This window comes from Mycobacterium sp. E3305 (genome assembly GCF_001666785.1).
GTDB lineage: Bacteria > Actinomycetota > Actinomycetes > Mycobacteriales > Mycobacteriaceae > Mycobacterium.
In genome coordinates, this window is record NZ_LZJA01000209.1 from 23,781 (window position 1) to 41,208 (window position 17,428).

At 69.6% G+C, this 17,428-nt stretch carries 22 protein-coding genes and 1 pseudogene; 13 read left to right on the forward strand and 10 right to left on the reverse strand.

Annotation, left to right across the window (positions count from 1 at the left end; translation table 11 throughout):
• Positions 1-11 precede the first annotated feature (11 nt).
• Entirely contained in the window at positions 12-215 is a 204-nt protein-coding gene (locus A5701_RS29380; RefSeq protein ID WP_368664926.1) for a hypothetical protein, read from the forward strand.
• On the opposite strand, the gene A5701_RS19860 is transcribed toward A5701_RS29380, so the two are convergent.
• The 3 genes from A5701_RS19860 to A5701_RS19870 are packed head-to-tail and all read right to left on the reverse strand — an operon-like array spanning position 166 to position 3,289.
• Positions 166-2,016: a GMC family oxidoreductase gene (locus tag A5701_RS19860; RefSeq protein WP_067757668.1), complete on the reverse strand. Its 1,851-nt coding sequence runs from the start codon at positions 2,014-2,016 to the stop codon at positions 166-168. The two genes, A5701_RS29380 and A5701_RS19860, sit on opposite strands and share 50 nt — an antisense overlap.
• On the reverse strand, positions 2,013-2,342 hold the full coding sequence (locus A5701_RS19865) for a hypothetical protein (RefSeq protein WP_067757671.1): 330 nt from the start codon (positions 2,340-2,342) through the stop codon (positions 2,013-2,015). The genes A5701_RS19860 and A5701_RS19865 overlap by 4 nt, the downstream gene beginning before the upstream one ends.
• Entirely contained in the window at positions 2,339-3,289 is a 951-nt protein-coding gene (locus A5701_RS19870) for a hypothetical protein (RefSeq protein ID WP_067757674.1), read from the reverse strand. The genes A5701_RS19865 and A5701_RS19870 overlap by 4 nt, the downstream gene beginning before the upstream one ends.
• A gap of 42 nt (positions 3,290-3,331) precedes the next feature.
• On the opposite strand from A5701_RS19870, the gene A5701_RS19875 reads away from it, so the two are divergent.
• Positions 3,332-4,066 carry a FadR/GntR family transcriptional regulator gene (locus tag A5701_RS19875; protein WP_067757678.1) on the forward strand — a complete coding sequence of 245 codons (735 nt, stop codon included), beginning with the start codon at positions 3,332-3,334 and terminating at the stop codon, positions 4,064-4,066.
• Here the strand turns inward: A5701_RS19875 and A5701_RS19880 are convergent.
• Positions 4,047-4,841 (reverse strand): hypothetical protein, encoded by a 795-nt coding sequence (locus A5701_RS19880; RefSeq protein WP_067757682.1) that lies wholly within the window; start codon positions 4,839-4,841, stop codon positions 4,047-4,049. The genes A5701_RS19875 and A5701_RS19880 overlap by 20 nt on opposite strands.
• A 120-nt stretch (positions 4,842-4,961) precedes the next feature.
• On the opposite strand from A5701_RS19880, the gene A5701_RS19885 reads away from it, so the two are divergent.
• The 9 genes from A5701_RS19885 to A5701_RS19920 all read left to right on the forward strand — a co-directional run bounded on the left by A5701_RS19885 (position 4,962) and on the right by A5701_RS19920 (position 12,416).
• Entirely contained in the window at positions 4,962-5,978 is a 1,017-nt protein-coding gene (locus A5701_RS19885) for a Ppx/GppA phosphatase family protein (RefSeq protein WP_067306251.1), read from the forward strand.
• Positions 5,975-6,919, forward strand: coding sequence for a hypothetical protein (locus tag A5701_RS19890; protein WP_067757685.1), 945 nt, complete (start codon positions 5,975-5,977; stop codon positions 6,917-6,919). Before A5701_RS19885 ends, A5701_RS19890 begins: the two co-directional genes overlap by 4 nt.
• 24 nt (positions 6,920-6,943) lie before the next feature.
• On the forward strand, positions 6,944-7,786 hold the full coding sequence (locus tag A5701_RS19895; protein WP_067757688.1) for a sugar phosphate isomerase/epimerase: 843 nt from the start codon (positions 6,944-6,946) through the stop codon (positions 7,784-7,786).
• 15 nt (positions 7,787-7,801) lie between these two features.
• Positions 7,802-8,644 (forward strand): thioesterase family protein, encoded by an 843-nt coding sequence (locus A5701_RS19900; protein WP_067757691.1) that lies wholly within the window; start codon positions 7,802-7,804, stop codon positions 8,642-8,644.
• Positions 8,645-8,671: 27 nt separating this feature from the next.
• Positions 8,672-9,547 (forward strand): pyrroline-5-carboxylate reductase, encoded by an 876-nt coding sequence (gene proC, locus A5701_RS19905; RefSeq protein WP_197499035.1) that lies wholly within the window; start codon positions 8,672-8,674, stop codon positions 9,545-9,547.
• 140 nt (positions 9,548-9,687) lie between these two features.
• A complete protein-coding gene (locus tag A5701_RS19910) occupies positions 9,688-9,942 on the forward strand; it encodes a cell division/environmental response transcriptional regulator (RefSeq protein WP_046185670.1) in 255 nt (84 codons plus the stop codon).
• A 123-nt stretch (positions 9,943-10,065) separates the two neighbouring features.
• Positions 10,066-10,167 (forward strand): 30S ribosomal protein bS22, encoded by a 102-nt coding sequence (locus A5701_RS27655; protein WP_003402602.1) that lies wholly within the window; start codon positions 10,066-10,068, stop codon positions 10,165-10,167.
• A 51-nt stretch (positions 10,168-10,218) separates the two neighbouring features.
• Complete coding sequence (locus A5701_RS19915) at positions 10,219-11,346, forward strand: SDR family oxidoreductase (RefSeq protein WP_067757697.1); 1,128 nt, start codon at positions 10,219-10,221, stop codon at positions 11,344-11,346.
• Positions 11,328-12,416, forward strand: a complete 1,089-nt coding sequence (locus tag A5701_RS19920) for a lysophospholipid acyltransferase family protein (protein ID WP_197499036.1) — start codon at positions 11,328-11,330, stop codon at positions 12,414-12,416. The genes A5701_RS19915 and A5701_RS19920 overlap by 19 nt, the downstream gene beginning before the upstream one ends.
• Positions 12,417-12,515: 99 nt before the next feature.
• Here A5701_RS19920 and A5701_RS19925 read toward each other — a convergent pair whose 3' ends face one another.
• The 6 genes from A5701_RS19925 to A5701_RS19950 form a co-directional block, all read right to left on the reverse strand.
• A complete protein-coding gene (locus tag A5701_RS19925) occupies positions 12,516-13,445 on the reverse strand; it encodes a cyclopropane mycolic acid synthase family methyltransferase (RefSeq protein ID WP_067757703.1) in 930 nt (309 codons plus the stop codon).
• Between the two features lie 10 nt (positions 13,446-13,455).
• Positions 13,456-13,986 (reverse strand): MaoC family dehydratase N-terminal domain-containing protein, encoded by a 531-nt coding sequence (locus A5701_RS19930; RefSeq protein ID WP_067757706.1) that lies wholly within the window; start codon positions 13,984-13,986, stop codon positions 13,456-13,458.
• 45 nt (positions 13,987-14,031) lie between these two features.
• The gene (locus A5701_RS19935) at positions 14,032-14,943 is read right to left on the reverse strand and encodes an HAD family phosphatase (protein WP_067757709.1); all 912 of its coding nucleotides are present in this window, start codon (positions 14,941-14,943) and stop codon (positions 14,032-14,034) included.
• Positions 14,944-15,087: 144 nt separating this feature from the next.
• The gene (locus A5701_RS29215; RefSeq protein WP_067757712.1) at positions 15,088-15,372 is read right to left on the reverse strand and encodes a hypothetical protein; all 285 of its coding nucleotides are present in this window, start codon (positions 15,370-15,372) and stop codon (positions 15,088-15,090) included.
• Positions 15,373-15,376: 4 nt separating this feature from the next.
• Positions 15,377-15,667: a WXG100 family type VII secretion target gene (locus tag A5701_RS19945; RefSeq protein WP_067757715.1), complete on the reverse strand. Its 291-nt coding sequence runs from the start codon at positions 15,665-15,667 to the stop codon at positions 15,377-15,379.
• On the reverse strand, positions 15,660-15,959 hold the full coding sequence (locus tag A5701_RS19950; protein WP_067757718.1) for a WXG100 family type VII secretion target: 300 nt from the start codon (positions 15,957-15,959) through the stop codon (positions 15,660-15,662). Before A5701_RS19950 ends, A5701_RS19945 begins: the two co-directional genes overlap by 8 nt.
• 59 nt (positions 15,960-16,018) lie before the next feature.
• Here A5701_RS19950 and A5701_RS19955 point away from each other — a divergent pair.
• Together A5701_RS19955 and A5701_RS19960 are read left to right on the forward strand one after the other, a co-directional pair.
• Positions 16,019-16,383: pseudogene (locus A5701_RS19955) on the forward strand (glutaredoxin family protein).
• Between the two features lie 7 nt (positions 16,384-16,390).
• A partial coding sequence (locus A5701_RS19960) for a glutamyl-tRNA reductase (protein WP_067757721.1) occupies positions 16,391-17,428 on the forward strand: 1,038 nt, incomplete at its 3' end.

Consider the following 17,428-nt stretch of genomic DNA (forward strand, 5'->3'; position numbering starts at 1 on the left):
CGTCCGCCGGGATGGGTGACGCGGATTCACTCGGTCCGCTGTCGGTGCCCGCGGCCTGGACGACGAACGCCCCGGAGGCGAGGGCGGCTCCGCGTGCTCTACCGGACGCCCGCGTCGACGCCGCCCGGCCCGGGCGTACGTTTCGGCCGGCGTTGATGGCGACGATCACCGGGCACCCATCACCTCGTCGGCCACGCCCAGCGCCAGCGCCATGATCGACACCTGCGGGTTGACCTCCGGGCAGCTCGGCAGGATCGAGGCGTCGGCCACCCACACGCCGTCCACGCCGCGCAACCGCCCCGCCTCGTCGACCGGGCACAACTGATCGTCGGCGCCCGCGGCGGCCGTGCCGGTCGGGTGGAAGGCGGCCAGGTGCAGGCTTCGGGGATCGCTGCGCCGCAACGCATCCCGCAGGGCGGGCAGCGACGTCACCGTCATCGCGCCGGGCAGACCGGTGAGCACCTCGGTCGCGCCGGCGGCGAACAACAGCCGGCCCATCGCCTCGATCGCCACCACGAGCTTGCCGACGTCGGTGGGGGCGATGTTGTAGCGCACCAGCGTCTCACCGCGCACCGTGGACACCGACCCGACACCGCGGTCGGCCACCATGGCGCCGAACGTGGCCACCCGGGGCGCGGCGTCCAGCCAGCCGAGCAGCTCGGCGCCGTAGCCGGGATACACCATCGAGCCCATTCCGGGCGGGGTGGACGTGGCCTCGATCAGCACGCCGTGCGACTCGTGCAGCTCGTGTACCGCGGCGCTTTGCAGCACCCCGTGCCAGGCGACGACGTCGTCCTCGAAGCGCCCCGCGAGCATCGTCGCGGGATGCAGCGCCAGGTTGCGGCCGAGTCGCGGGTGCGAGCCGAAAGCGCTGCGCCGCAACAATCCCGGCGTCTCGGTGGCGCCGGCCGCCACGATGACGGTGTCGGCCAGGACGTCCAGTGCCGTGCCGTCGGGCCGGCGGGCCCGCACGCCGCGGGCGCGCCCGCGCCGGTGCAGCACCCGCTCGACGCGGGCCTCGGAGATGATCCGCGCGCCCGCCGCGCACGCCTGCGGCAGCGCGTTGAGGTGCACGCCGAACTTGGCGTTGCGCGGGCACCCGATCGCGCACTGGCAGCACCCTTCGCAGCCCGGTGCGTTGCGCGGAATGGGCGCCGCCCGCCAGCCCAGCGTGGCGGCGGCGTCCAGCAGCAGCCGGCCGTTGCGGCCCATGATCTCCAGCGGCACCGGGGCGACCTGCAGCGTGCGCTCGACGTCGTCGAGGCGCTCGCCCAGCCGGTCGGGATCGGCCAGGGTGAGCCCGAAGTCGTCGCGCCAGCGCCGCTGCACCGCCGGCGGCGGGCGGTAGCAGGTGCCGGAATTCACCACCGTGGTGCCGCCGACCACCCGGCCGATGGGCAGCACCACCGACGGGCGCCCCAGGGCGACGGTGGCGCCGGCCCCGCGGTACAGCCCGGCATAGCGATCGATCGGATGGGTGGTCCGGAATTCCCCGACGGTCCAGCGGCGTCCCTCCTCGAGGACGACGACGTCCAGTCCGGCCCGCGCCAGGGAGCGGGCCACCATCGCGCCGCCGGCGCCGGACCCCACGATCACCGCGTCGGCGGTGACGACGGAGCGGCTCTCGGCCGACGAGGCGATGTTCAACGCCGAATCTGGCCGTGCCGTCCCGTGCTGGCTCGCGTGCGAAAGAAGCTCGGGCGCATAGGTTTCCGCGCCGTTGGCCAGCAACGCGATCGCCTTCAATGCCTCGACGGCCGCGCCGGCGTCCGGACTGAGCGCGGCGACCCGGCGCAGCACCTGCTCGCGTCGGTCGGGGCCGAGCCGCGACATCGACCGGCCGGTGGTGACGTAGCTGGCCGCGGCCAGCGTGAGCAGCCCGGCACGCGCCGCCACCCGTGACGTCGTCGGCAGCTGCCGCAGGTAGCGCTCGACGCGCTGCGTCAGCTCGGAGGCCGCCGGGCCGCCGAGTTCCTCGGGCAGCAGCGCGGTGCCGAACGAGCCGACCAGGCTCATATCAGCCGCGCGAGGCGGCGGCCCAGCTTGATGAAGAACGGGTAGGTGGCGAAGATGGCGCCCGCCGCAGCGTGCAGGGGCCACTCCGCCTTGGCGGTGTCCACGCGGAAAATGCCGCTGTTCCACATGAAGTCGCGGCCGTTGCGGGCGCGGAAGGGGCGCCACAGCACCCCGAGGCCGGGCACGTTGTTGTAGAGCCCGAATGACCCGCCGAAGAAGACGCCCAGGGTGGCGGCCTCCGCAACGTCGCGCTGGTCGGCGGGCAGCCGCCGCTCAATGAGCACGCCGGAGGCGAACAGCAGTGGTGGGTCGAGCAGAAAGCTCATGTCGGGATCCTTTCGTTGACATCCGGCGCCGCATCGCCGCGCAGGCCCACCTCGGCGTGCCCGGTGCCCAGCACCGACCATTGCCGGTCGTCGATCTCGATGTGGACGTCGGCTTGTTCGGTGTTCGTGCACACCGCCCTGCCGCCGTCGGGGTCGGTGTATTCCAGGCTCACGCACTTCTCCGCCGGCTGGTCGATCCGGATGAGCACCCGCCGGCCGCCGATGCGTCCCTCCAGCTGCCAGTGCGCCACGCCGAGGGTGGTCCGCATCCGCAGTGACGGCAATGGACCTGCGGGCCAATCCCTTCCGTCGATGCGAAACCGGACGAACGCCAGCGGGGCCAGCCTGCGCAACCCCGGCTTGTGCGAGACGGCGCTGACCGCCTCCACCACATCGCCGTTGCCGAGGTCGGCGTGCACCCATCCCCAGCGCTTGGCGTTGCCGTGCCCGTAGATGTGGGCGACCCCGCCGCGCCACCCCTCGAGGCGCAAGGCGGTGTCGGCCACGGTGAGCGAGCCGGCGAAGTCGGCGGTGGGGGCGAGGACGACCTGGGCGCCCGGCAGCAGCTCGCGGTCCCAGGCCGCGCGGGGAAACGTCCACAGCGGTGCGCCCGTTTCGGCCCAGGACAGGTCCCAGGCGAGCGAGCCGGCGCGCCCGGTCAGCTGTTTGTCGCCCACCCGCGCGCCCGCGGCGTCGAACCACCAGGGGCCGGACGGGGGCTGGGCGGGCGCGGGACCGAACCGCTCGGTGCGGGGCGGGCCGTCGGCGGGGAACCAGGTGGCCCAGCCGTGCGCGTAGGCGTCGCCCCGGAGCGGGGCGACCGTCTCGCAGTGCACCCACAGCCCGGCGCGCGTCGCCGGATCCGAGAGGGTGGCGTACCAGACCTCCAGGCGGCCGGCCTTGCCGCGCCAGCGTGGGGCCGCCGCCAATCGCGTGTCGCCGTCCATTGCTCACCTTCCGTGGATGCGTCCACTATATTGGTTGAGCCAATGAACCAGTCAAGTCCGCTGCGCCCGCCCGACCGCCAGCGCGTCGATGAACAGATCGCCGCGTCGATCACCGACGCGATCCTCGACGGCGCGTTTCCGCCGGGTACGGCCCTGCCGCCCGAGCGGGACCTGGCCGAACAGCTCGGTGTCAACCGCACGTCGCTGCGCCAAGGCCTGGCCCGGCTGCAGGAGATGGGGCTGATCGAGACCCGGCACGGCAGCGGCAACGTGGTCGCCGACCCGCACGGGCTCACCCACCCCGCGGTCGTCGAGGCGTTGGTCCGCAAGCTGGGGCCGGAGTTCCTCGTGGAACTGTTCGAGATCCGGGCCGCCTTGGGGCCGTTGATCGGCCGGTCGGCCGCGCGACGGGGCGCGCCCGAGGATGCCGAGGCGCTGCGCGCCGCGTTGGCGGCGGTCCGCGACGCCGATAGCGTCCAGGCGCGCCAGGCGGCCGACCTCGCCTACTTTCGGACGCTCATCCAGCACAGCCGCAACCGTGCGCTGGTGTTGCTGTATCGCTGGGTCGAGGACGCTTTCGGCGGCCGGGAGCACGAACTGACCGCCGCCTACGACGACGCCGCGCCCGTGGTGGCCGGCCTCAGCGCGATCACCGAGGCCGTGCTGGCGGGCGACGAGGCGGGGGCCGCCGCGGCGGTCGAGGCGTACCTGCACGCCAGCGCGCAGCGAATGCTCTTGTCCTACAACAAGACTGGTGCTACTCGGCGAGCCGAGTAGCCGGATGCACCGCGATGAGCCCCAACTTGCCGCGGCGCTTGCACATCGCCGCCAGCTCCGCGTAGGCCTTGGCGCCGAGCAGCTCGGTGAGCTCGTCGGCCATGCTCTCCCACACCTGCTTGGCGCCGACGTGGGCGCCGGGGTCGCCGGTGCAGTACCAGTGCAGGTCGGCGCCGCCGGAACCCCAACCGCGGCGGTCGTATTCGGTGACCCAGGTCTTGAGTATCTCGGTCCCGTCGGGCCGGGTCACCCACTCCTGGCTGCGCCGGATAGGCAGCTGCCAGCAGACGTCGGGCTTCATGGTCAGCGGCGCGACGCCGAGCTTGAGGGCCTTGCTGTGCAGGGCGCATCCGACGCCGCCGGGGAAGCCGGGCCGGTTCAGGAAGATGCAGGCGTCCTTGTGTTTGCGCGTGCGGTACTGCGGCTGCCCGTCGTGCTCGTCGAGCTCCAGATACCCCTTGCGGCCCAAGCCCTTTTCGCGGAATTGCCAGTCCTCGTCGGTCAGCTGCTGCACGGCGTCGTCGAGCCGGGCGCGGTCGTCGTCGTCGGACAGGAACGCCCCGTGCGAGCAGCAGCCGTCGTCCGGGCGGCCCGCCACCGTGCCGTGGCAGGCGGGCGTGCCGAACACGCAAGTCCACCGCGACAGCAGCCAGGTGAGGTCGGCCGCGATCAGGTGCTCGGGGTTGTCCGGGTCATAGAACTCCACCCACTCGCGGGCGAAGTCCAGTTCGACCTCGTGTCCCGGCTCAGGGTAGGAATTCGCCACGGCGTCCACGTTAGTCGACAAAACCGGCTCTTCGGCCCGCTGACACTCGGGGCCCGACGGATCAAGATCGGCAACGTCCCCAGCGGGCCGCAACGCGCGGCCCACCCGTATCCGACTAGGTTGTTTCCCGTGCGATTGGGCGTGCTCGACGTGGGCAGCAACACGGTTCACCTCTTGGTGGTTGATGCGCACCGTGGCGGGCATCCCACGCCCATGAGTTCGACGAAGGCCACGCTGCGATTGGCCGAGTCGATCGACAGCTCGGGCAAGATCACCAAGCGCGGCGCCGAGAAGCTGATCTCCACGATCGACGAGTTCGCCAAGATCGCGGACAGCTCCGGGTGCGCCGAGCTGATGGCGTTCGCCACCTCGGCGCTGCGCGACGCGGTGAACTCCGACGACGTGCTCGCCCGCGTCCGCAAGGAAACCGGCGTCGAGCTGGAGGCGCTCAGCGGGGTCGACGAGTCGCGGCTGACCTTCCTGGCGGTGCGCCGGTGGTACGGCTGGAGCGCGGGGCGGATCATCAACCTCGACATCGGCGGCGGCTCGCTCGAGATGTCCAGCGGCGTCGACGAGGAGCCCGAGGTGGCGCTGTCTTTGCCGCTGGGCGCCGGCCGGCTGACCCGCGAATGGCTACCCGACGACCCGCCCGGGCGGCGCAGGGTCGGGATGCTGCGGGACTGGCTGGACGCCGAGCTCGCCGAGGCCAGCGAGCAGGTGCTCGACGCCGGCGCGCCCGACCTGGCGGTGGCGACGTCGAAGACGTTTCGCTCGCTCGCGCGGCTGACGGGCGCGGCGCCGTCGGCTGCAGGACCGCGGGTGAAGAGGACGCTCACAGCAAACGGCCTCAGGCAACTCATATCTTTCATCTCTAGGATGACGACCGCTGACCGGGCAGAACTGGAAGGGGTGAGCGCCGAGCGCGCGCCACAGATCGTGGCGGGTGCGCTGGTGGCGGAGGCGAGTATGCGAGCGCTGTCGATCGAATCGGTGGATATCTGCCCGTGGGCGTTACGGGAAGGTCTCATCTTGCGCAAACTCGACAGCGAAGCCGACGGAACGCCCCTCATGAAGCGATCCGTGCGCGATGCTGGAGGCCAGGCAGGTGATCGGGACGGCAACCGATCGAGAGGCGACAAAGCATGACCGGACCACACTCCGAGACCGAGAGCCCCGGCACTCGGCCGATCTCGGTGGCCGAACTTCTGGCCAGGAACGGAACCATCGGCGCCCCCGCGGTCACGCGGCGCAGGCGCAGGCGGCGCGGCGATAGCGACGCGGTCACCGTCGCCGAGCTGACCGGTGAGATCCCGATCATCCGTGACGACGACGAGGACCCGCGCACGGCCGAACGGCCGGCCGCCGAGGAAACCGAGGCCGAGCAGCAAACCGAAGACAAGCCCGCGGCCGCGTACTGGTCGCAGCCCGAGCCGCGTTGGCCCAAGTCGCCGTCTCAGCCCAAGAAGGCCTCCGGCCCCGAGCGCAGCGCGTACCCGCGCCCGCTGAGCCACGGCGAGGCGGGGGAGACCAACGGCATCGGGCAATCGGGCGCCGAGGACATGAATCCCGATCCGCTGGACCACTACACCGATCTGCCGGTGGACGTGATGGATTCGGAGGTCCGCGACGCCGAGCCCGCGCTGGAGGATTCCGCCTATGTGCGCTCCTACCTGCAGACCGAGGCCGACGAGGACGAAGAGGACGCGGAGGACCCGTTCGCCGCCGGCTTGTTGCCGCACGAGGAGCGCGACGAGGACCACCCCGACGGCGCGACCGAGGGGGTGGCCACGGCGACCGACGCCCACGCGGGCCCGGGCAGGTTCGAGGCGTTGTGGCGCGGCAGCCTGGTCGTCTTCCAGTCGATCCTGGCCGTGGCCTTCGGCGCCGGCCTGTTCGTCGCCTTCGACGAGCTGTGGCGCTGGAACAGCATCGTGGCGCTGGTGCTCTCGGTGCTGGTGATCCTCGGCCTGGTCGTCGGCGTCCGGGTGGTGCGCAAGACCGAGGACATCGCGAGCACATTGATCGCGGTCGCGGTGGGGGCGCTGATCACCCTGGGCCCGTTGGCGCTGTCGTTGCAGTCGGGCTAGGCGGACCGGGGACCACACAGACCGTTGCGCCCAGCTATCAAAGTCGGACTCTCAACGGCTTCGGTGTACCCATTGCGGGCCGAGGCCGCGTTCGAGTACGCCGCGCGGCTCGGGTACGACGGCGTCGAGCTGATGGTGTGGGCCGAGTCGGTCAGCCAGGACATCGACGCCATCGAAAAGCTGTCCCGGCGCTATCGCGTCCCGGTGCTGTCCGTGCACGCGCCCTGCCTGCTGATCTCGCAGCGGGTGTGGGGCGCCAACCCGATCCCCAAGCTGGACCGCAGCGTGCGGGCCGCCGAACAACTCGGCGCGCAGACCGTCGTCGTGCATCCGCCGTTTCGCTGGCAGCGGCGCTACGCCGAGGGGTTCAGCGACCAGGTCGCCGAGCTGGAAGCCTCGAGTGACGTGCTGATCGCGGTGGAGAACATGTTCCCGTTCCGGGCGGACCGGTTCTTCGGCTCGGGCCAATCGCTGGAGCGGATGCGCAGGCGGGGCGGCGGCCCCGGCCCGGCGATCTCGGCGTTCGCACCCTCCTACGACCCGCTGGACGGCAACCACGCCCACTACACGCTGGACTTGTCCCACACCGCGACCGCGGGCAGCGACTCGCTGGACATGGCACAGCGGATGGGCGGCGGATTGGTGCACCTGCACCTGTGCGACGGCAGCGGCCTGCCCGCCGACGAGCACCTGGTGCCCGGGCGCGGCACCCAGCCCACCGCCGAGGTGTGCCAGATGCTGGCCGGCAGCCACTTCGCCGGCCACGTCATCCTGGAAGTTTCCACGTCCAGCGCGCGTTCAGCCAATGAGCGCGAGAGCATGCTCGCCGAATCGCTGCAGTTCGCCCGCACGCACCTGCTGCGCTGACAGACCCAGGAGACCATGAACGCGTTATTCACCACCGCGATGGCATTGCGGGAGGTCGGCCCCGGCGTCTTCGAGGGCGAGCTCGACAAGCACTGGACCATCGGTCCCAAGGTGCACGGCGGCGCCATGCTGGCGCTCTGCGCCAATGCCGCCCGCACCGCCTGCGGTGGGCCGTCGAGCGAGTTCGAACCGGTTCAGCAGCCGGTCGCGGTGTCGGCGAGCTTCCTGTGGGCCCCGGATCCGGGGCCGATGCACCTGGTGACGTCGATCCGCAAGCGCGGCCGCCGCATCAGCGTCGTCGACGTCGAGCTCACCCAGGGTGATCGGACCGCCGTGCACGCCGTAGTCAACCTCGGCGAGCCCGAACACTTTCCGCCCGACGGTGACGCCAAGCCCCTGCTGTCGGCCAACCCGGTGGTGGACCTGATGGCGCCCGAGCCGCCCGACGACATCGCCCCGATCGGGCCGGGCCACCCGCTGGCCGGCCTGGTGCACCTCGGCGAGGGCTGCGACGTCCGACCGGTGCTGTCGACGCTGGGTCCGACGGCCGACGGGGGCCCGCCGGTGATCCAGATGTGGGCGCGCCCCCGCGACGTCGCCCCGGACGCCCTGTTCGCGCTGATGTGCGGGGATCTGTCGGCGCCGGTGACCTTCGCCGTGGAACGCACCGGCTGGGCGCCCACCGTCCAACTGACCGCCTTCCTGCGCGGGCTGCCCGCCGACGGGTGGCTGCGAATCATCGCGACCTGCACGGAGATCGGGCACGACTGGTTCGACGAGGACCACACCGTCGTCGACAGCCTGGGCCGCCTCGTGGTGCAAGCCCGTCAACTGGCGCTGGTCCCTGCCGCTGGTTAGACGCCGGTGTCTGCGATGCTGTCGGGCATGGCAAGAATCGCGATCATCGGTGGCGGCAGCATCGGGGAGGCACTGCTGTCGGGTCTGCTGCGCGCGGGCCGGCAGGTCAAAGACCTGGTGGTGGCCGAACGCGTGCCCGAGCGCGCCCAGTACCTGGCCGACACCTATTCGGTGTTGATCACCTCGGTGGCCGACGCGGCGGAGAACGCGTCCTTCGTGGTGGTCGCGGTGAAGCCCACCGACGTGGAGCCGGTGCTGGCGGAGCTGTCCCGGGCCGCGGCGGCGTCCGAGAGCGACACCGCCGAGCAGGTGTTCGTCACCGTCGCGGCGGGCATCGGCATCTCGTATTTCGAATCGAAGCTGCCCGCCGGGACACCGGTGGTCCGGGCGATGCCCAACGCGGCGGCGCTCGTCGGCGCGGGGGTGACCGCGCTGGCCACGGGCCGGTTCGTCACCGCCCCGCAACTCGAGGGGGTATCGGCCCTGTTCGACTCCGTCGGTGGCGTGCTGACCGTGCCCGAGGCCCAGATGGACGCCGTGACCGCGCTGTCGGGGTCAGGCCCGGCCTACTTCTTCTTGATGGTCGAGGCGCTGATCGACGCTGGGGTGGCCGCCGGGCTGAGCCGGGAGGTGGCCACCGACCTGACGGCGCAGACGATGGCCGGATCCGCGGCCATGCTGCTGGAACGGATGGACGCCGACGGGCGGCCGGGGGAGGGCGAGACCCCGGGGCTGCGCGTGGACGCCACGGCGACGCAGCTGCGGGCGACCATCACCTCACCCGGCGGCACGACCGCCGCGGGGCTGCGGGAACTGGAACGGGGCGGCCTGCGGACGGCCGTCGACGCGGCCGTTCAGGCCGCCAAAACGCGCTCTGAGCAGCTAAGAATTACATCGGAGTAATCCAAGAAATTTGAACTGATTGTCCCCCACCAGTACCAGTAACCCCATTAGTCCCGCTATTCTCCTCTTTGTATGCACGTGTGGGTGCCAGCGGAGGGGAAGCCGCTGGCATTGCGGGTGCCTGACACGATTGGGTTGCGATGACGTCTACGAACGGGCCATCGGCGCGCGATTCTGCTGGTAAGCGGGACACCGGTTCCGGCGAGGGCCAGCAGGGCAGGACACAATTCTTGACCGTCGCCGAAGTGGCCGCGTTGATGCGGGTCTCCAAGATGACGGTGTACCGGCTGGTGCACAACGGCGAGCTGCCCGCGGTCCGGGTCGGGCGGTCTTTCCGGGTGCACGCCAAGGCGGTGCACGACATGCTGGAGACGTCTTACTTCGACGCGGGCTGACCCGAAACCGCACTTCGCTCTTCGCTCGGTGGTCGCCGACGCCGTTTGGTGTTCGGTGCGTCCCGCCGGGTAAAGTGTCCGGGTCAATCCTGCAAACAGGTCACGGGTCAGATAGCGGAGTTCATGGGTTCAGTAATCAAGAAGCGGCGCAAGCGCATGTCGAAGAAGAAGCACCGCAAGTTGTTGCGCCGCACTCGGGTGCAGCGCAGAAAACTCGGCAAGTAGGCCCGCCCGCGGCATCCGCTGCGGTCTCTGCCGAGTCGATAGGCTGTTTGGGTGGATCAGTCGAGTGGGGATGGCGCCGGAACCGGCGACACCGCGAGCAACACGGTGCACTACCCCAAGGTGGTGCTGGTCACCGGTGCGTGCCGGTTCCTGGGCGGCTACCTGACGGCCCGGCTCGCGCAGAACCCGATGATCAACGCGGTCATCGCCGTGGACGCGATCGCGCCCAGCAAGGACATGCTCCGCCGGATGGGGCGCGCGGAGTTCGTCCGCGCCGACATCCGTAACCCGTTCATCGCCAAAGTGATTCGCAACGGCGAGGTGGACACCGTGGTGCACGCGGCCGCGGCGTCGTACGCCCCGCGGTCCGGGGGCACCGCGGCGTTGAAGGAAATCAACGTGATGGGTGCGATGCAGCTGTTCGCCGCCTGTCAGAAGGCGCCCTCGGTGCGGCGCGTGGTGCTCAAGTCGACGTCTGAGGTGTATGGGTCCAGCGCGCACGATCCGGTGATGTTCACCGAGGACAGCACGAGCCGCCGGCCCTTGCGCGGCGGTTTCGCGAAGGACAGCCTGGACATCGAGGCCTATGCCCGCGGACTGGGGCGTCGCCGGCCCGATATCGCGGTGACGATCCTGCGGCTGGCCAACATGATCGGACCCGCGATGGACACCACGCTGTCGCGGTACCTGGCCGGGCCGTTGGTGCCGACGATGTTCGGCCGCGACGCGCGGCTGCAGTTGCTCCACGAGCAGGATGCGCTGGGCGCGCTGGATCGCGCGGCGATGGCCGGCAAGGCCGGCACGTTCAACATCGGCGCCGACGGCATCATCATGCTGTCGCAAGCGATCCGCCGGGCCGGCCGGATTCCGTTGCCAGTGCCCGGTTTTGGCGTGTGGGCGCTCGATTCGTTGAGACGGGCTAACCGTTACAACGAGATCAGCCGCGATCAGTTCGCCTACCTGAGTTACGGCCGCGTCATGGACACCACCCGGATGCGGACGGAGCTGGGCTATCAGCCGAAATGGACGACCGCCGAGGCCTTCGACGACTACGTTCGCGGCCGCGGCATGACTCCCATTATCGATCCGCATCGGGTACGCTCCTTGGAAGGTCGCGCCATATCCCTAGCTCAGCGCTGGGGCAGCCGAAATCCAATTCCGTGGGGTGGGGTCAGGTAGGAATCGTGGCGGGTGAAAGCAGAGCGAATGTTATTCCGCTGCATACGAATCGGGGTCGGGTAGCAGCACGCCGGAGAGCCGATCAGCGCGCGGAGTCCGCCCGCCAGCATCCCTCCTTGCTCTCGGATCCGAATGGTCGGGCGTCGGCCGAGCAGATCGCCGCCGTCGTTCGCGAGATCGATGAGCATCGGCGTGCGGCCGGCGCCGGCTCGTCGGAGGTGCCGCTCAACGACCTCGCCCAGCGCGTGGCCGCAGTGGCCGGGTTCATGCGCCAGCGGCTCACCGGCGACTACACCGTCGACGAGTTCGGTTTCGATCCGCACTTCAACAGCGCGATCGTGCGGCCGTTGCTGAGGTTCTTCTTCCGGTCGTGGTTCCGGGTGGAGGTCAGCGGTGTCGAAAACCTGCCCAGCGAGGGCGCCGCACTGGTGGTGGCCAATCACGCCGGGGTCTTGCCGTTCGACGGGTTGATGCTGTCGGTCGCCGTCCACGACGAGCACCCCGCGCAGCGCGACCTGCGGCTGCTCGCCGCCGACATGGTGTTCGACCTGCCCGTCGTGGGTGAAGCCGCCCGCAAGGCCGGCCACACCATGGCCTGCACCACGGACGCGCACCGGCTGCTCGCCGCCGGCGAACTCACCGCCGTGTTCCCCGAGGGCTACAAGGGGTTGGGTAAGCGCTTCGAGGACCGTTACCGGTTGCAGCGGTTCGGCCGCGGCGGATTCGTCACCGCGGCGCTGCGCACCAAGGCGCCGATCATCCCGTGCTCGATCATCGGCTCGGAAGAGATCTACCCGATGCTGACCGACGTGAAGCTGCTGGCGCGGCTCTTCGGGCTGCCCTACTTCCCGATCACGCCGCTGTTTCCGCTGGCCGGGCCGGCGGGCCTGGTGCCGCTGCCGTCGAAGTGGCGCATCGCGTTCGGCGAGCCGATCTACACCAACGACTACGCCGCGTCCGACGCCGAGGACCCGATGGTCACCTTCGAGTTGACCGATCAGGTGCGCGAGACCATCCAGCAGACGCTGTACCGGTTGCTCGCCGGCCGTCGCAACATCTTCTTCGGCTGACGCTTTTCGTTTACCGGCCCCGCCCGGTTCGCTATCCGGCTTGGTGCCGACGCGAAAACGCCCCGGAGCCAATGGCTTCCGGGGCGTTTTTCGGGCGAATTACTTGACCATCGTGAACTGGCAGACGTTGGTGTAGCCGTCGCGGAACAGGTCGGAGCAGCCGCGCAAGTACTTCAGGTAGATGTCGTAGGTCTCCTGCCCCTTCAGCGCGATCGCCTCTTCCTTGTGCGCCTCGAGCGCGTCGCCCCAGGCGGTCAGCGTCGGGACGTAGTTCTTGCCGATGAAGTGGTGGCGCTCGATCTTGAAACCGGCGTCGGTCGCGTACTTGTCGACCAGGTCGACCTGAGGCAGCTTCCCGCCCGGGTAGATCTCCTTGAGGATGAAGCTGATGAACCGCAGCAGGGTCATGTTCACCTGCAAGCCCATCTTCTTGCCCTCTTCGGCGGACGGCACCACGATCGAGTGCAGCAGCATGCGGCCGTCGTCGGGCAGCAGGTCGTAGTACTTCTTGAAGAAGGTGGCGTACCGCTCGTACCCGGCGTCACCGGCGCCGTCGGCGAAGTGCTCGAACGCACCCAGCGACACGATGCGGTCGATCGGTACGTCGCCGGGGAATTCCTCCCAGCCCTGGATCCGCACCTCTTTGCGGCGGGGGCTGTCCATCTTGTCGAACTCGGCCACGCAGTGGGCGTACTGGTTTTCGCTGAGCGTCAGGCCGATGACGTTGACGTCGTACTCGGCCACCGCGTGCCGCATCGTCGAACCCCACCCGGAGCCGATGTCGAGCAGTGTCATGCCTGGCTCGAGGTTGAGCTTGTCCAGCGCGAGCTTGCGCTTGGCGTACTGCGCCTCTTCCAGCGTCTTGGTCAGGTTCTGGGGGTCCGGATTCTCGTCGAAATAGCCGCAGCTGTAGGTCATCGACGGGTCGAGCCAGAGCTTGAAGAACTCGTTCGATTTGTCGTAGTGCGACCGGACCTTCTCGACCGGCGGCTTCAGTTGCGTGCTACCGCTTTCCCCCTGTGACGTCATTGATTCGAACCTACTTTCCCGCTGATATGGACTTTCCCGCTGATATGGACGCGACTGCCGCGACGGTTGCTTCGTGGTCGGCATCGTTGTTTGCGGCTTCCCCCAGCATCGTGACTGTACTGGTGATGACCGGTTTGCCCTCGGCGTCCGTGACCTCGCTACGGATCTCGGTGATCACGGCGCCATGGGACTCAATGACCGAGTCTAGATAGGTGTCGAAGTAAAGCCTATCCCCTGCGACGATCGGCCGGTGGAACTTGAATTTCTGGTCGCGGTGCATGACCCGCGCGATGTTGATCGGAATGCTGAACTTGGTGAAGATCTCCAGCTGCACGCGCCGGCCCGCGATGGCGAGGAACGTGGGCGGTGCTACCAGCGCGTCGTATCCGGCCGCGGCGGCGTCGGCCTCGTTGAAGTGCGTCGGATGGTCGTTGTTGATGGCGAGGGCGAACTCCCGGATCTTCTCGCGGCCGACGAGGAAGTAATCCGGCGCCCGGTAATGGCTGCCGATGAGCCCTTCGGCTCCCTTGGGGATTGTCATAGCGCTGTCGCTCTCCGCTCGAATAGGTCTCAGCGGCGCAGCCTATCAGCGCGATTGCCGCCGGGAAGCCACCGCGGCCAGTGCACCACCGGCCGCACCGAGCGCCAACGCCGACGGGACCCCGATCCGGGCGGCCTTGCGGGCGGTGCGAAAGTCCCGGATCTCCCAACCGCGTTCGCGGGCCAGTGTGCGCAGGCGTGCGTCCGGGTTGATCGCGACGGCGGTGCCCACCAACGAGAGCATGGGCACGTCGTTGAAGCTGTCGGAGTAGGCCGTGCAGCGTTTGAGGTTCAGGCCCTCCCGGATCGCCAGCGACCGCACGGCGTGCGCCTTTCCGGTCCCGTGCAGGATGTCGCCGACGAGCCGGCCGGTGAACACCCCGTCGACGGACTCCGCGACGGTTCCCAGGGCGCCGGTCAGGCCGAGCCGCCGCGCGATGGTCGCCGCGAGTTCGTAAGGGGTGGCGGTGATCAGCCACACCTGCTGGCCCGCGTCGAGGTGCATCTGCGTCAGCTCGCGAGTGCCCGGCCAGATCTTGTCCGCGATGATCTCGTCGTAGATCTCCTCGCCCAGCGTCACCAGCTGTTCGACCGAGCGGCCCTCGATGAAGGCGAGCGCTTTGCGACGGCCGGCGGCGACGTCGTTGCTGTTCTCCTTGCCGAGGACCTGGAATTTGGCCTGGGCATAGATGAAACCGAGCACATCGCGATAGGTGAAGTAGTTGCGCGCGGCCAGCCCGCGGCCGAAGTGCACCGCCGAGGAGCCCTGCACCAGGGTGTTGTCGACGTCGAAGAAGGCGGCCGCGGTCAGGTCGATCGGCGGCTGGGGCCGGTCCTCGTCGGTGGCGGCCTTTTCGGCTTGCAGGTCCTCCAGCGCACGGGCCGCGCTGGCGTCGGCGGCCAGCGACTCCAGGTCAGCGCGACTGACGTCTCCGTCGACGGGGTCAGAGGAAGTCATCGCCAAACCTCCTAGATCGCTGTGTTGCCTGGCGACCCAGTGGGTCCCGGTATCCAACCCTATCCGGCGGTTGTGCCGCGGGGCTTCGGCTATGCCGCGCTGTCGAGTGTGAAGCTAGCCGCACACTCGGCGCCGAGCGTGAAGCTAGCTGCACACTCGACAATGTCCGCTCGCATCTGTGGTGTAGGCGGAGTCGACTTCCTGAGAGCTTTGCTCGCGTTGATCGTCGAGTGTTGGCGTGGCCTCCGCCAACAGCATTGCCATGGTGCCGCCGCCCGCGGCGGTCTCGGTGGCCATGAAGCTCGTGCCCGCGCTGCAGGCCAGCGCCGCCGTCAACGCCGAAATCACCGATCCCATGGACTCGCCGGTGGCCAGCACCGTGGCACCGGCGCGGTCTAGCGCAGTCGCGTCACACGCCAGCGGCGCCATCTGGTCACGACCACATACCGAGGTTCGTCGACATCGCCCCGGTGTAGTTGCCGTGCGCGGTCGCGGCCACCTTCTTCAACTGCGCCAGCGCCTCGCGCATCATCGCCTCGCCGCGCACCCAGTGCTGATGCGCCTCGGCGTGCGCGGCCGCGGCCTCACCCGTCCACGTGGTGTGCAAACGCGTTACGCGGGAATCGATTTCGGTGATCATGTCCTCGGCGTAGCGCTGAAAGTCGGCCATCCGCTGCACCGAGTCGGCCAACGCCTGCGGATCCACCCGAAACGCCTCAGCCACCGCGCACCGCTCGCTCCGCCGCGGCGGACCCGGCCTCGTTGGCCTGATAGCCCTCGCCGGCCTCACCCACGAGGCGCGCCAACATCGACAGCCCCAGCTGAACCTCGCGAGCGCCCCGATGCCAGAGTTCCCACGCGGAGGAATACGCCGTCCCGGACGCGCCTTGCCAGCGGCCCAGCATCTGCCCCACCTGATCGTCCAGCTGAGCGAGGCGGCTCGAAAGGTTCTCTGCCGCGCCGGCGGTGGAAACGGCGTGACTCTGCATCACCGCCGGGTCAACTCGCAGGGCCATGACCGGAAAGTAACGCCGGCCAGATGTCCCCACAAGTCACCGGTGCCAGACTGATGGCCATGACCGACGCCCCCCGACGGCCGCAGGTGGAACTGCTGACTCGCGACGGCTGCACCCTCTGCGTGCGGGTGCACGACCGGCTCGAGGAACTGGCGTCCGAGCTGGGCTTCGACCTGTCGACGACCGACGTCGACGCCGCCGCGGCCGCCGGCAACCCGGCGCTGCGGGCCGAATTCGGTGACCGGCTGCCCGTGATCCTGCTCGACGGCCGCGAGCACAGCTACTGGGACCTCGACGAGCCGCGGCTGCGCGCGGATCTGGGGAGATGAGGACCACCGGGCAATTATTTGGTAGCCCACCTGATAAACGATTACCTTGGAAACCAGTTCAGTTACTGGAGGAAGCAAGGGAGCTGGCCAGGTGATGCTGCCGTGAGCGTCTTGCTCTTCGGGGTTTCGCACCGCAGTGCGCCGGTCTCCGTCCTGGAACAACTCAGCATCGACGAATCCGATCAGGGCAAGATCGTCGACCGAGTGTTGCAGTCGCCGCTGGTGACCGAGGCGATGGTGCTGTCGACATGCAACCGGGTCGAGGTCTATGCAGTGGTGGACGCGTTCCACGGCGGGTTGGCGGCCATTGGGCAGGTGCTGTCGGATCACTCCGGAATGTCGATGGGGGACCTGACCAAATACGCGTACGTCCGGTACAGCGAGGCCGCCGTCGAGCACTTGTTCGCGGTGGCCAGCGGGCTGGACTCCGCCGTGGTGGGTGAGCAGCAGGTGCTCGGCCAGGTGCGCCGCGCGTATGCCACCGCGGAAGGCAATCGGACCGTCGGGCGGGTGCTGCACGAGCTGGCCCAACGGGCGCTGTCGGTGGGCAAGCGGGTGCATTCCGAGACCGCGATCGACGCGGCCGGCGCCTCGGTGGTGTCGGTCGCCCTCGACATGGCCGAGCGCCGGCTGGGCGGCCTGGAGGGCAAGACCGCCGCGCTGGTCGGCGCCGGCGCGATGGGCGCCCTGGCCGCGGCCCACCTGACCCGCTCCGGTGTCCGGCGGGTGCTCGTCCTGAATCGGTCGTTGTCCCGGGGGCAGCGGCTGGCCCGCAAGATCCGCGAATCCGGTGTGCAGGCCGACGCGATGGCCCTCGACCGGCTGGCCGACGCGGTCGCCGACGCCGACGTCGTGGTCAGCTGCACCGGCGCGGTGAGCCCGGTGATCACGCTGGCCGACGTGCACCACGCGCTGGCCGCCGCCCGCCGCGACGAGTCGACGCGTCCGCTGGTGATCTGCGACCTGGGCATGCCGCGCGACGTGGATCCGGCGGTCGCCGGCCTGCCCGGTGTGTGGGTCGTCGACGTGGACCGCGTGCAGCACGAGCCGTCGGCGCACGCCGCCGCGTCCGACGTGCACGCCGCGCGCCACATCGTGGCCGCCGAAGTGGCCGCCTACCTGGCCGGCCAGCGGATGGCC

What these genes read in the sequence shown, in the direction of transcription:
- A5701_RS19870 (WP_067757674.1), bottom strand. Translation starts at nt 3,289, where the DNA reads ATGGACGGCGACACGCGATTGGCGGCGGCCCCACGCTGGCGCGGCAAG.
- A5701_RS19910 (WP_046185670.1), top strand. Translation starts at nt 9,688, where the DNA reads ATGACGTCTACGAACGGGCCATCGGCGCGCGATTCTGCTGGTAAGCGG.
- A5701_RS19875 (WP_067757678.1), top strand. Translation starts at nt 3,332, where the DNA reads ATGAACCAGTCAAGTCCGCTGCGCCCGCCCGACCGCCAGCGCGTCGAT.
- A5701_RS19900 (WP_067757691.1), top strand. Translation starts at nt 7,802, where the DNA reads ATGAACGCGTTATTCACCACCGCGATGGCATTGCGGGAGGTCGGCCCC.
- proC (WP_197499035.1), top strand. Translation starts at nt 8,672, where the DNA reads ATGGCAAGAATCGCGATCATCGGTGGCGGCAGCATCGGGGAGGCACTG.
- A5701_RS19935 (WP_067757709.1), bottom strand. Translation starts at nt 14,943, where the DNA reads ATGACTTCCTCTGACCCCGTCGACGGAGACGTCAGTCGCGCTGACCTG.
- A5701_RS19950 (WP_067757718.1), bottom strand. Translation starts at nt 15,959, where the DNA reads ATGGCCCTGCGAGTTGACCCGGCGGTGATGCAGAGTCACGCCGTTTCC.
- A5701_RS19890 (WP_067757685.1), top strand. Translation starts at nt 5,975, where the DNA reads ATGACCGGACCACACTCCGAGACCGAGAGCCCCGGCACTCGGCCGATC.
- A5701_RS29380 (WP_368664926.1), top strand. Translation starts at nt 12, where the DNA reads ATGGGTGACGCGGATTCACTCGGTCCGCTGTCGGTGCCCGCGGCCTGG.
- A5701_RS19925 (WP_067757703.1), bottom strand. Translation starts at nt 13,445, where the DNA reads ATGACGTCACAGGGGGAAAGCGGTAGCACGCAACTGAAGCCGCCGGTC.
- A5701_RS19930 (WP_067757706.1), bottom strand. Translation starts at nt 13,986, where the DNA reads ATGACAATCCCCAAGGGAGCCGAAGGGCTCATCGGCAGCCATTACCGG.
- A5701_RS19860 (WP_067757668.1), bottom strand. Translation starts at nt 2,016, where the DNA reads ATGAGCCTGGTCGGCTCGTTCGGCACCGCGCTGCTGCCCGAGGAACTC.
- A5701_RS29215 (WP_067757712.1), bottom strand. Translation starts at nt 15,372, where the DNA reads ATGGCGCCGCTGGCGTGTGACGCGACTGCGCTAGACCGCGCCGGTGCC.
- A5701_RS19865 (WP_067757671.1), bottom strand. Translation starts at nt 2,342, where the DNA reads ATGAGCTTTCTGCTCGACCCACCACTGCTGTTCGCCTCCGGCGTGCTC.
- A5701_RS27655 (WP_003402602.1), top strand. Translation starts at nt 10,066, where the DNA reads ATGGGTTCAGTAATCAAGAAGCGGCGCAAGCGCATGTCGAAGAAGAAG.